This window comes from Chryseobacterium sp. Chry.R1, assembly GCF_039645525.1.
Taxonomy (GTDB): Bacteria; Bacteroidota; Bacteroidia; order Flavobacteriales; family Weeksellaceae; genus Chryseobacterium; species Chryseobacterium proteolyticum.
Map to the genome: position 1 here is coordinate 3860827 of NZ_CP151793.1, position 13222 is coordinate 3874048.

At 38.8% G+C, this 13222-nt stretch carries 9 protein-coding genes; 2 read left to right on the plus strand and 7 right to left on the minus strand.

Translation table 11 applies throughout. The features are described 5' to 3' along the window. Positions 1 to 3: 3 nt before the first annotated feature. The 7 genes from AAEU33_RS17245 to AAEU33_RS17275 all read right to left on the minus strand — a co-directional run bounded on the left by AAEU33_RS17245 (position 4) and on the right by AAEU33_RS17275 (position 10726). Positions 4 to 819 (minus strand): SDR family oxidoreductase, encoded by an 816-nt coding sequence (locus AAEU33_RS17245; protein WP_345989166.1) that lies wholly within the window; start codon positions 817 to 819, stop codon positions 4 to 6. Positions 820 to 850: 31 nt separating this feature from the next. Then, positions 851 to 2026, minus strand: a complete 1176-nt coding sequence (gene uxuA, locus AAEU33_RS17250; RefSeq protein WP_345989168.1) for a mannonate dehydratase — start codon at positions 2024 to 2026, stop codon at positions 851 to 853. A 79-nt stretch (positions 2027 to 2105) separates the two neighbouring features. Continuing rightward, positions 2106 to 4064: a RagB/SusD family nutrient uptake outer membrane protein gene (locus tag AAEU33_RS17255; protein ID WP_345989170.1), complete on the minus strand. Its 1959-nt coding sequence runs from the start codon at positions 4062 to 4064 to the stop codon at positions 2106 to 2108. A gap of 12 nt (positions 4065 to 4076) precedes the next feature. Then, positions 4077 to 6971 carry a SusC/RagA family TonB-linked outer membrane protein gene (locus tag AAEU33_RS17260; protein ID WP_306611807.1) on the minus strand — a complete coding sequence of 965 codons (2895 nt, stop codon included), beginning with the start codon at positions 6969 to 6971 and terminating at the stop codon, positions 4077 to 4079. A 93-nt stretch (positions 6972 to 7064) separates the two neighbouring features. Continuing rightward, a complete protein-coding gene (gene xylA, locus AAEU33_RS17265) occupies positions 7065 to 8393 on the minus strand; it encodes a xylose isomerase (RefSeq protein WP_273647684.1) in 1329 nt (442 codons plus the stop codon). A gap of 107 nt (positions 8394 to 8500) precedes the next feature. Further along, positions 8501 to 9985, minus strand: coding sequence for an FGGY family carbohydrate kinase (locus AAEU33_RS17270; RefSeq protein WP_273647683.1), 1485 nt, complete (start codon positions 9983 to 9985; stop codon positions 8501 to 8503). Between the two features lie 15 nt (positions 9986 to 10000). Then, positions 10001 to 10726: an NUDIX domain-containing protein gene (locus tag AAEU33_RS17275; protein WP_172278131.1), complete on the minus strand. Its 726-nt coding sequence runs from the start codon at positions 10724 to 10726 to the stop codon at positions 10001 to 10003. A 1020-nt stretch (positions 10727 to 11746) separates the two neighbouring features. Between AAEU33_RS17275 and AAEU33_RS17280 the strand changes: the two genes are divergently transcribed. Further along, a complete protein-coding gene (locus AAEU33_RS17280; RefSeq protein WP_345989174.1) occupies positions 11747 to 12007 on the plus strand; it encodes a hypothetical protein in 261 nt (86 codons plus the stop codon). Between the two features lie 47 nt (positions 12008 to 12054). Next, on the plus strand, positions 12055 to 13035 hold the full coding sequence (locus AAEU33_RS17285; protein ID WP_345989176.1) for an LLM class flavin-dependent oxidoreductase: 981 nt from the start codon (positions 12055 to 12057) through the stop codon (positions 13033 to 13035). Positions 13036 to 13222 lie beyond the last annotated feature (187 nt).

Consider the following 13222-nt stretch of genomic DNA (forward strand, 5'->3'; position numbering starts at 1 on the left):
TTTTTATACTCCACTGAATGCGCTGAAGCCTCCGTCAACAGGAATCAATGCTCCCGTGATAAAACTTGCGGCATCGGAACATAGAAACTGTACAACCCCGTTCAGTTCTTCTACTTCTCCAAATCTCTGCATCGGTGTTTTGGCCATTACTTTTTTACTTCTCTCCGTTAAGCTTCCATCAGGATTCAGAAGAATTGCACGGTTCTGATCTCCAATGAAAAATCCTGGTGCCACGGCATTCACACGTATCTTATCTCCGAATTTTAATGCAAGGTCAGAGGCCAGCCATTGGGTAAAATTGGTAATTGCTGATTTGGCTGCAGAATATCCGGCTACTCTTGTAATCGCTGAATAGGCAGCCATGGAAGAAATATTGATAATGTTTCCGCTCCCCTGTTCAGCCATTGCTTTTCCGAAAACATAACTCGGGTAAACGGTTCCGTTGATATTAAGATCGGTAACCTCTGCCCATCCTTTCATATCCATATCGAAAAATGACTGTTCGGGAGATAAGGTTGCTGCCGGAATATTTCCACCGGCTATATTGAGCAGAATATCAATACGGCCATACTTTTCCTTTATTTTCACTGAAGCGGCTTCAAGGCTTTCAATATCCATCACATTGGATTCTACAGCGAGTGCCTCTCCTCCTAAATCCTTAAGTTCTTTTACCCGGGCATCCAGTGTTTCCTGGTTTCTCCCCAGTGCAACAACTTTAGCGCCGGCCTCTATAAAGCTTTTGGCAAGACTTCCTCCCAAAACACCTGAAGCCCCTGTGATGACTGCTACTTTGTTTTTAATACTAAACAGGTCTTTCATTTTACTTTTTATTATTTATTACAAACGCAGTTTAATTTTTCTGTAATTCCGACTGTACTGCGGCCATTACGCCTTCTATCTGACCTAATGCCAGCATTCTTCCTAAAAATGAATAGCCAGGATTATATCCTTTGTCAATATCTTCGGTTAAAAGTCTTCCGTGGTCAATTCTCATAGGAAGATTAGGGTTTTCTTTTTCGAATACACGGATCACTTCGATGAGCCTTCCTCTTCCTCCCAGGTGATGAGCCTCGATGAAGTCACCGTTTTCAAAAACATTTGTACTTCTCAGGTGAACGAATTTCGTCCGGTGGGCAAATTTCTGAGCCAGCTTGGGAACATCATTCTGAAGATTAGCACTTAAAGAACCCGCACAGAAAGTCAACCCGTTGTGAGGATTGTCAACAGCCTGCAGAAGCCAGTCAATATCTTCTTCATTGGTCACTATTCTTGGTAAACCCAATAGTGAAAACGGAGGATCATCAGGGTGTACACACATCTGGATATTCCATTTTTCACAGACAGGCATTATTTTTTCAAGGAAATATTTCATGTTTTGGCGAAGTCTGTCTTTATCGATTCCATCATATAAAGCCAATAAACTCTTGAATTTTTCTACAGGATTCAATTCACCATCTTTGATATTTCCGTTTACGAATCCCTGTGTTTTTACAATGACTGAATCTATCAGGTCATTATTATCTTTTTCCGTTAAGGTATTTTTTAATTCTTCTACCTTCTGAAGGATTTCTGCATTATAATCGCTTTCGGCTCCCTCTCTTTGAAGGATGTGAATTTCGAAGTACGCAAACTTGGCTTTGTCAAAATAAAGTGAGGACGAACCGTCTTCCCACTCGTGAAAGAGATCGGTGCGTGCCCAGTCGAGAACAGGCATAAAATTGTAGCAAACTTTTGTAATGCCTGCTTTACCCAGATTTTCAAGGCTTGTGATATAATTTTCTATTAAAGAGTCACGGTCTTCACCTCCGTATTTGATCGCTTCGCTTACGGGAAGACTTTCAACAACAGACCAGCGAAGTCCGTGGCTTTCTATATAGTTTTTATAATCATTGATGGCCTCCAGATTCCAGATTTCTCCGTTTGGGATATCATGCAGTGCAGAAACAATTCCTTCTACTCCTATTTGACGAAGCGTACTCAGTTCTATTTTGTCTTTTTTTCCAAACCAACGCCAGGTTTTTTCCATAATTTTTAAATTTTAATTCAGATAAACAAAGCAGGTGCTTTCACACCTACTCTGTTGCTGATATGAATGTAGAATAAAATTAATTGTATCCGGGGTTCTGATATTTTGCCTTGATATCTGCAGATACTTCCATCGCATCAATCTGATTCTGTGGAATAGGTCTCAGATAATGAAAAGGTTGTATCGTTCTTGTCACCGTTTGCGGATCATGATCTCCATAAGAAGCTCCCCCGATCTGATAGGTAGCCGCATAATCTCCCCACTTCTGTGTACGTACCAAGTCATACCATCTGTAGAATTCGCCGTAATATTCGCGGGATCTTTCTGCAAGGATATAATCAATGGTAATTACCGCTGGTGTAGCCGCAATCATGGCAGCACTGTTATCCGCTACGTAAGCAGCATTCTGGGCATTATTGAACTTCCATTTTCCGGCACGGGCACGGATGACATTAATTAAACTTCTGGCTGTCATAGCACCTGAAGCTCCTTTTACTGCTGCTTCTGCTGCAATAAAATAGAATTCTGAAAACTTGGCAACGCTGAAAGGACGGGTTAATCCCGCATTCGGATAGCCTAAGCCATTCGGATCATCGGTACGATAAGTTCCAATTTTCCATAAGCCAGGATATACAATCCTGCTGATTCCATTCGGTGCAATTACCCAATCTGCTCTTCCTGCCAGTGTTCCTGCTCCTACACCACTTTGTCCCGCTCCTGTAGGATAAGCAGGCAATTGGTTGTCATCGTTAAGAAAGCTCAGGATAGCCCCACCCGGTTGTACCGGTAAATTATTGGCGTTATAAAGTACAGGAACCGTTGTAAGACCCGTTCCATTCTTGTTCCAGTTTCCTCTGTACGTGGTTACAAAAGTTCCATCATAACGGGAATCATTGGTTTTATCTGCAAAAGTATTTTTAATGACTCCCAAAGTAGGACACATACGAACCCAAGGACGTCCCAGTGATTGCGCCGCCTCTCTCTGTACTGAACTTACAACGTCTGCGCCAACCCAAGCCGTGGTTTTACTGCTTTTGATAGCCGTATAGTTCCAGGTCTGCATCCATGCTGCAAAATTGTCCGGAGCCCAGCCTGATCCAAATCCTACAGGATCACTTTCATTATAGTAAGTACTTGACTGTATATGGTCTGCATAGAGCATCGATTCCGTGTTTCTGTCGTTTGAACCTACATTGACATCATAAAAAGTAGGCTGAAGCGCATAAGGTCCCGGGTTGTTGATTCCTTCCATTGCGACATCATAAGCCTGCTGGAAATACCATTGAGCATTATGTCCGTCAGGGTCAGTTCTTGTTGCTTCAGGGTAAGTCGGAATATTGTTAGGATTCTGCAGCCACCATCCATAAGTAAGGTAAGCTTTGGCAAGCATTAATCTTGCTGCATTTTTGGTTACACCACCTGTTACTCTCGGTGATGAAGGTAAATTTTCTATTGACTTTTTAAGATCAGCAAAAACCGTTTTTGTGTAGACTTCCGGCACGGTATTCCTTGCAGAATTCGTGGACGGAAGCGTATTATATTTCAATTCTCCTGCCCCTAAGTCCAAAGGAACTCCTCCATAGGTCTGCACTAGCATGAAATAATAAAATCCGCGGAAGAAACGGGCCTCGGAAATCATGGATTCTGCGATTCCGAACCCCGGTCCCTTTTCAATGATTCCATTGGCTGTATTGATATACGGAAACACTGAATTCCAAACCATACTAGTAGGAAAAGTATTGGAATTGATAATACCGTTTCCGGACATATCAAGTTCTTTAAAGTTACCATCCGCACTTTGGGCCCATGTTGATTCGTCAGTTCCATTCTGGCAATTGCTCATGAAATATCCATTACCGTACAATAATCTCATCTGTCTGTACAGAGAGGTAAATCCCTGATTAATTCCATCCGGTGTACTAAAGTAATCCGCTGTATATATTGATCTTGGCTGCTCATCCAGAATTTCATTACATCCTGTAAATGTTAGGGATAAAAAGATTGTTCCCAATACCAGTTTTTTGTTAAAATTTATCATGACAATACAGTTTTAAAAGGTTAAGTTAAGTCCCATTAAGTAATTTCTTGTGGAAGGGTTGTTGGTTCCTATAACAAGCTGACGGCTTTGATATCCGCTTACGGCCTGGTTTTCATTTCCGAAAGAGTTCGGTTCCGGATCCATTCCTGAGAACTTATGATAAGGAGAGAATAATACAACAGGATTTGTTACGGTAAAGTAAATTCTTAAGCCGGTGATCTTCAAATCCTTTAAAAAATCTTTGTTGAAATTATAGCCTAATGTAATCGTACGGAGCTTAAGGTAAGAAGCATCAAACATCGCTAAAGTAGAAGAATACTTCGGATTATCACCGCTCAAATGGCGTCCCGGACGAGGAAAATAAGCTCCTGTATTATCTTCTGTCCAGTAATCTACATCCACGTTGTTCCCTCTACCTGTTAATCTGTTAAGATAACTTGCAGATCCGTAAATGGTACTTACCAAGATTCCTCCGTTTTGGAAAGCCCCTACTGTGCTTAGTTCAAAGTTCTTGTAGGCAAAACGCATATTGAATCCTCCCTGAAATTTAGGAGCGGTATCAAAAATCTGCCTGTCGTCAGGTCCTATTGCCCTTACCGGTGTTCCGTCAGGATTATAACCTCCGGTGTAAAGAACTTTGATAGATCCTACTACATCTGCAGCAGTTCCCGGTTCCAGAATGCTCTGATAAGGATCTCCTGCCTGCCAAAGGCCTACATACTGATAATCATATAACGAATTGATATTATGACCTACAAACCAAAGATTATTCACATCGCGTGTTGTTCCGGATGCAAGAGATAAAATTTTGTTTCGGTTGGTATAAAAATTAACTCCGGCTTCCCATGTAAACCCATCCGGATTATCGAAAATGACACCGTTTAAGGAAACTTCAAAACCTTTATTTTCTGTTTCCGCTACATTGGAAACAATGGATGACCATCCGCTTGTTGCCGGAAGACTCTTCTGTGTCAACAGGTCATATGTATGGGTTTTGTAATACTCCACACTCCCCGTAAGGCGGTTGTTCAATAAACCGAAATCCAGACCGTAGTTTTGCGTTTTTGAATATTCCCAGCCCAGGTTCGGATTTGGTGGCTGACTTCCATAGATCCCCGTACTTCCTGCACTTCCAAAATTATAAGGAGCAACACTAAATCTTCCCATAGTAGAATATGGATCTACTGCCTGATTAGAGGTCTGTCCCCATCCAACCCTGAATTTAAGAAGATTAATGGCTTTGATATTCTGCATAAAGGATTCATTGGTAACATTCCATCCTAATGATAATGCGGGATATGTATGCCATTTGTTGCCGGGAGCCAGTCTGGAAGATCCGTCTGCACGAAGTGTTGCTGTCAGCATATACTTGTTATCATAAGTATACATTACCCTTCCCATTGCAGAAAGAAGACCCGTTTTCCAGTAGATCTGGTCTTCCGGTCGTACGGTAATATCTGCCTGAGGCGATTGTCCCAGATTATAATACTGGAAAAAATCTGCAGGGACATTCTTTGCGCTCATGTATGAGCTTGTATACTTATTCCCTTCTGCGGAATATAATCCTACGGCATTAATTTTATGCTTTCCAAATGTACGGTCGTAGGTTAAAAGGTTTTCCAGGACCCAGTGATAGGTTTGGTTATTCCCTCTTCCTGCAGCTGAAGGTCCAAGAGGATTCGTATTAAATACTCCTACCCCAGCATAATTTCCACTATTTGATGTACGGAAATCCAAACCTACGTTCAATCGGTATTTCAGTCCTTTGATCGGAAGATTGGCCTCCCCGTAAAGGTTGTTGTAGGATGCAAAAGATTTGGTTTCGTCAATATATTTATCTCCGAGACTTTCCAGGCTCCCTCTGGTATAAATCCATGTCTGGTCAATACCTCCAGCCGTGCTCATTACCCTCTTCGGGCTTCCGTCCGCATTGTAAGGATTGGCAATTGGAGAAAATCCCAGCACTGCTCCCGGATTTACCCCATTTCCTTCAGAGATTGAATAATTGGTATTAGATGTAAAACCAAATTTAAAAACCGAGCCTACCTGCTGGTCAATAGCCATTCTCAGGGCAAATCTTTCATAACTTTGAATAGGGATCAATGCATCTTGCTTGAAGTAAGATAGGCCTACATTATAATTTCCTCCGTCTGTTCCTCCTGAAACCCCGATATCATGACTGGTCATCATCGCCGGTTTGTAATACAGGCTTTGCCAGTCCGTATTAACACTGTTGCTTTCATCAGCGCCATTTGAATATAAAGGCGTTGTATTTCCTGCCGGAATCGCATAAGCACGCAACTGTGCAAACTTAGGACCATCCATCATAGGATATTTTGAAAACAAGGTCTGAACTCCCGTAAAGGTATTGTAAGTGAATCTTGGTTTCTGCCCTTTTGCCCCTCTGTTGGTTGTAACGAGGATAACTCCGTTTGCTCCTCTGGATCCGTAAATCGCAGTAGCAGAAGCATCTTTAAGGATGTCAATACTTTTGATATCACTTGAGCTTATATCTCCCAGTGATCCTACGAAAGGAATTCCATCCAATACAATCAACGGATTATTATCTCCTGTCAGAGATCTTGTTCCCCTGATACGGATCTGCATGGCAGCACCCGGTTTTGTAGAGGTTTGTGAGATATCTACCCCTGCCGTTCTTCCCTGTAATGCCTGAGTTATGTTAGCTGAGGGTACTTCACGCAATGCATCTCCTTTTACCGTGGCCACAGAACCTGTAACCGCCTCTTTTCTCTGTGTTCCATACCCTATTACAACAACTTCATCTATTTTCTTTTCTTTAACTATCGTATCCTTTTTAACCTGTGAATATGCTATGCCGGAAGGCAATAAAGTCATTGCAAAAAATAATGCTGCTTTATTGCTTTTATTGAAATAAAATCGGTTCATAATTATTATTTTTAGTATTAGTTATTGAATAAAAGGCTGATTAATAATTATAGTTTGTAAAGTCCTTAGTGTTTACAAGCCTTTTATTTTTTATTATATATGCATATTCACGATGGCTTCAAACAATTCCTGCTTTCCGCTTTTTGGCTGTGGTTCGCCGATTTCGTGAGCTATTCTCTGAAGATCTTCCAGGGTAAGCTTACCTTCCTCGAAAGATTTTCCATTCCCGTTATCAAAAGAAGCATAACGATCTGTTCTCAGTTTTTTGTAATCAGAATTTTCCAGGATATCAGCTGCTGCAAGAAGACCTTTTGCGAATACATCCATTCCTGAAATATGGGAAATGAATAAATCTTCAGCATCTATAGAATTTCTTCTGATTTTCGCATCAAAGTTTACTCCACCGGCCCCCAGGCCTCCCGCCGGAAGCAGTACAAGCCACGCCTGAACCATGTCGTAATAATCGATCGGGAATTGGTCGGTATCCCATCCGTTCTGATAATCTCCTCTATTGGCATCAATGCTCCCTAAAAGTCCGGCATCTACAGCTACCTGAAGCTCATGCTCGAATGTGTGCCCCGCCAACGTAGCGTGATTCACTTCGATATTCAGTTTGAAATCTTTATCCAATCCGTAATGTCTCAGGAATCCGATCACTGTTTCGGAATCATAATCATACTGATGCTTGGTAGGTTCCATTGGTTTTGGCTCGATCAGGAATGTTCCTTTAAATCCTTGCTGACGCGCATAATCTCTTGACATGGAAAGAAAACGGGCCAGGTGATCTTTTTCACGCTTCATATCCGTGTTTAAAAGACTCATATATCCTTCTCTTCCACCCCAGAAAACATAATTTTCTCCTCCCAATGCTATCGTTGCATCTATTGAGTTTTTCACCTGAGTTCCTGCGCAGGCTACGACATCAAAATTCGGATTGGTAGAGGCCCCGTTCATGTATCTTTCATGGGTAAAAACATTGGCGGTTCCCCATAGAAGCTTAATTCCTGTTTCCTGCTGCTTTTGTTTTGCATATTCTACAATAGTCTGAAGGTTTTTCTCATAATCCTTCCAGTTATTAGCAGGGTCTACCAGGTCGATATCGTGAAAACAGTAATAATTGAAGCCCATTTTGGACATGAATTCAAAACCAGCGTCCATTTTATGCATGGCTCTGGTCACTGCATCATTTCCGATGTCCCATGGATGGTGGATCGTAGGACCTCCGAACGGATCACTTCCGTTTGCACATAAGGTATGCCACCAAGCCATTGCAAATCTGGTCCAATCTTTCATAGGTTTTCCCATCACAATCTTTTCAGCATCATAATATCGGAATGCCAACGGGTTCTTGCTTTCTTTTCCTTCAAACTTAATTTTTTCAATACCCGTAAAAAACTCTTTTGTACCTGTTAAAGTGTTCATATTTATTTGATTATTTTTAATTTGTTTTTTTAATTTTTGCGTAGGAATTCCCTTCTCACTGGTTCTTAAAAGTCAGTAAGAGGATGAAAAATACGGTTGTAATTGCTTTAGATTATTTCATTAAGATGATGTTTCCATCGCGCATAGGCTTCTGTATATTGTTCTTGTTTTTCGTGTTCCGGCTCTATCACCGCTATCTTTTCAAGTGAAGAAAATGCTTCTCTGGAATCTGAATAAAATCCAATTCCCATTCCAGCAGCTCTTGCAGCTCCCACTGCTCCATCGGTATCATAAAGTTCAATGACCGCATTGCTCACGCTGGCCAGAGACTGGCGAAAAATTGAACTTAAAAACATGTTGGCATTTCCTGCACGGATGACCTGTATATCCATTCCGATATTTCTCATGATATCCATTCCGTATTCGTAAGAGAATACAATACCTTCCTGCGCCGCACGCAGTATATCTCCCTTAGTGTGTATATTGAAATTGATTCCGTGAATAGAACAGCTGGTATCTTTATTTTCCAGTACCCTTTCAGCACCGTTTCCAAAAGGAATGATACTTAACCCTTTTGAGCCAATAGGTGAAAGCGAAGCCATATCATTCATATCCCCATAAGAAGAAAGTGAGGTTGCGAAATTATGCTTCAGCCAGGAATTTAAAATACCGGTTCCGTTGATACATAGTAAAACCCCCAGCCTGATCTGTTCAGGTGTATAATTGACATGGGCAAATGTATTTACCCGTGATAACTTATCATATTCCAGCTGATCAAGAACGCCATAGACAACTCCTGAGGTTCCTGCTGTGGAGGCAATTTCTCCGGGATTAAAAACATTCAGGGAAAGTGCATTATTCGGTTGATCACCTGCCCTGTAAGATATAGGTGTCCCTTCTTTTAGGCCTAATTCCTCAGCTGCTGCTTTGGAAACCGTTGCCTGGATACCAAATGTAGGTACGATTTCTGGGAAAAAGCTTTTAGGAATACCATAGTAGTTTATGATATCTTCCGAAATGCAGTTGTTTTTAAAATCCCAGAAGATCCCTTCTGATAATCCTTCAATGGTTATTCCGATCTCCCCTGAGAGTCTCATAGCAATGTAGTCTCCCGGGAGCATGATTTTATCTATCTTTTCAAAAATTTCAGGCTCATTTTCTTTTACCCAGGCCAGCTTTGATGCTGTAAAGTTTCCGGGTGAATTCAACAAATGAGACAGGCATTTTTCCTCTCCTATTGTTTTAAAAGCTTTTTCGCCATAGGGCACAGCACGGCTGTCACACCAGATAATGGATGGCCTTAAGACATTCTGATCTTTATCTACCAGAATTAGACCATGCATCTGCCAGGTAATTCCAATTCCTTTGATATCTTCAGCATGTACACCGGATTCATGCATCACAGCTTCATGTGCCAACCTCAGATTGGTCCACCAGTCGACTGGATTTTGCTCTGCCCATCCCGGATTTATAGCAGTGATTTTCATTTCTTTTTTGGGAGAAAATTCAGAAGCAATCACTTTTCCACTGGATGCCTCGATGAGACAAACTTTCACAGAAGAACTGCCAATGTCATAGCCTAGTAAGTACATAATTTTTTAAAAAGGTTATTTTATAAGTTTTGTATTGTTTTTCTTGTAAATCTTAGCGTCAAATCTGTAGTACCTTGCTGCACGGTGTGACACATCTTTTTGAATTTCGTCCAAGGGAACAATATAGGGGAACGAAGAAATTTTTTTATGAAAATTCTTGATGTCAATATTTTTTTCACTTAATGCACTATAAAGCTGATAGAGCTGTCTTATGGTGAATCTTTTGGGTAGCAGTTCAAAAATGATGGAGAAATCAGATTCAATCCACTTTCTGATTTCCATCAAGGACTCACTGATAATTTTGTTATGGTCAAAAGGCAATCCCGGAACTTCATCAATAGGATACCAGTCTACGGTATCATATTTTGTGCTGTTGATCTTGTGGTCTATTTTACAAAGAGAAAGATAAGCCACTGTAATGATCCTGTCTATATGATGTTTGTATTCCTGATCCATCCATTTTATATCATGCGCATTGCTTGCTCTCATGGGATCTGCAAAGCATTTGAACTGTTTGAGGACCATTTTTTTAATTCCTGTAAGTTCATGCAGTACTCTTTGTGCAGCATCATCCACATCTTCGTCGCTGAAAATCAAACTTCCGGGAAGCTTGATTTGTTTTTCCAATGGTACATCATCTACATGACGTTGTACTAATAATATATTCAACCGGTTTTCATGGTCAAATCCAAACACAACGCAATCTACAGAGACGTAGGTATGAATAAAATTCTGATTCATTAGTTTGTTAACATTTTGGTAACATTACAAATATAAAAATTCATCTGAATAAAAAAAATAAATCCATCATTATATACTGCTTATCAACACATTACATATCGAATTTTTATGATATGAATTGTATAAAAATTATGATAAGGTTATCATTAAAAATACACTTACTTATTTCATAAGACATGAGTTCACAATTAATTGCAATATCACAACACCAAAAAGAGGATCATTTTTTTCTGAATAAATATTATGATAAGAAGAATTAATTTTTTTTTCATTTTAGCTGAAAAAAAAATGTAAAAAAGACACTTTTTATTATGAAAAAGTAAATAAAAACCTATTTTCATTCACCAATTTTCCGCTCTAACAGCAAAAAATTATGAAACAATAAATTTAAAGGGTGTGATTATTTGATCTTATAACCATCAAAAAAATCTAATTAAACGGCTCGTTCCGGAATCCAGGAGAAATGGTCTATTCAAATTACCCGGCACTTATTGGAACACAATTAAACCATGTAAAATACTTTCAGTACTCATAAATAAAATAGCCTGTAATCTACAGGCTCTTTTATTTATATTGCTATTGCAAAAGCTAAAGCGATTCCTACTTACTTAAGCTCAACATAGGATTCTTTGAATACCTGCCATCCTTCAGATGAATATTTCCAAATCAATGTAAAGAATTTAGGGTCTGACTTTCCGTTTAATTCCAAATCACGTGTCATTACTACCATTCCTATATCTCCATCACAAACGGCGTAATGAAATTCAGCTTTGGTAGAAAACGGTGTAAATCTAATATAGCCATATTATTAATTCATAATTAAAATGGGATTACCTAATACCAATATGGATTAAGAATTCATTAAATAATAATTATAAAATTGCAAATAAAAATTTGTTCTAACGAATATAATATGGTATGCATTTTAATTTTCAATGGCAGATATGCAATTTTAACTATTTAATGATTAGTCATTAATGATTAATCATTATATTTGCTGTAGAATTAAATCCACATAATGTGAAAGATTTAAAAAAGATAGCATTTTTAACTGGAATAAATTCAACAATAGACAATTTGTTTACCTTACTAATAGGAGGAAAAGATTCAAAAGTAATTAATCCTAAAGATAATAGTGTTTATGAAACTTTAGATGAGGCATTAAAAAGCGAAAGTGATGTGTCGAAATCTGAGAATATGGAACATAATATTTTAGAAAGCCCAGACGCAATGATAAAAAGTGTGGAAAGACAGAAATTACTAAAATGGCCTTGCCTCTAAATAGCTAATATAAATTATTCTCGTCATGTTTAAAACACAATTAGAAAATGAAAATATCAATTCTTGAATCCGCAATGGTAATTGAAGGTGGAGATGCATTTCAGGGTATTTCTGATACAATAGAAGTGGCAAAACATGCTGACAAATTAGGATATGAGCGAATCTGGCTGGCAGAGCATCATAATATAAAATATATTGCTAGTTCTGCTCCACAAATATTAATTGGAACCATTGCAGAAAAAACAAAAAATATAAAAGTAGGTTCTGGTGGAATAATGCTACCTAATCATACTCCATTGATAATAGCCGAGCAGTTTGGAACACTTGATACGATCTATCCGAATCGAATTGACTTAGGTTTAGGACGGGCTTCTGGTACAAATCAATTAGTAGCGGCGCAATTACGGAAGAATAATATTCACCGTGTCAATACATTTGAATCTGATATTATTGAATTACAAAACTATTTTGATAACTCCCAACAAACAGAACAAAAAGTTACAGCATTTCCAGGTCAGGGAAGAAAAATACCTATTTGGATTTTGGGATCCAGCATTGACAGTGCTTATCTCGCTTCAAAATTAGGGCTACCCTATTCTTTTGCCAGTCATTTTGCTCCCGCACAATTTGAAGCTGCTTTAAAAATTTATAGAGACAATTTCATCCCATCAGAAAGATTATCAGAACCCTATATTATTGCTGGACTAAATATTTTTGCAGCAGAATCTAATCAGGAGGCTGCCCATTTCATGACTACACTGTATAAAATGTATGTCAACTTCTTGACAAATAATATAGGTCCATTAGAACCTCCTGGAGAACTACCTCCCATCTATTCAGGTCATCTAAAGTCTGCAATAGATGATACATTGCGATTCACGTTTCATGGGAACAAAAACAAACTAAAAAAGGACATTGGAGTATTTGCATCAAAATATAAAGTAAATGAAATAATGATTGTAAGTCCGTTTTATGATCTTCAAGCAAAATTAGCCTCACTTTCTATAATAAAAAATGCACTACTATAAATTAAATAAGGTTATATACTAATGGAAATTAAGAGACAAATTGTTTCCCCATGTGATGTGATCTATGAAGCAATCATAAAATTTACATAATAACAATATTACAATGAACCATCTCAGTTATTAAATTAAGTATAAATTATAATAAAGTAGCTCCTAACAAAACTAAAAATGGAATAATCAATTTTAA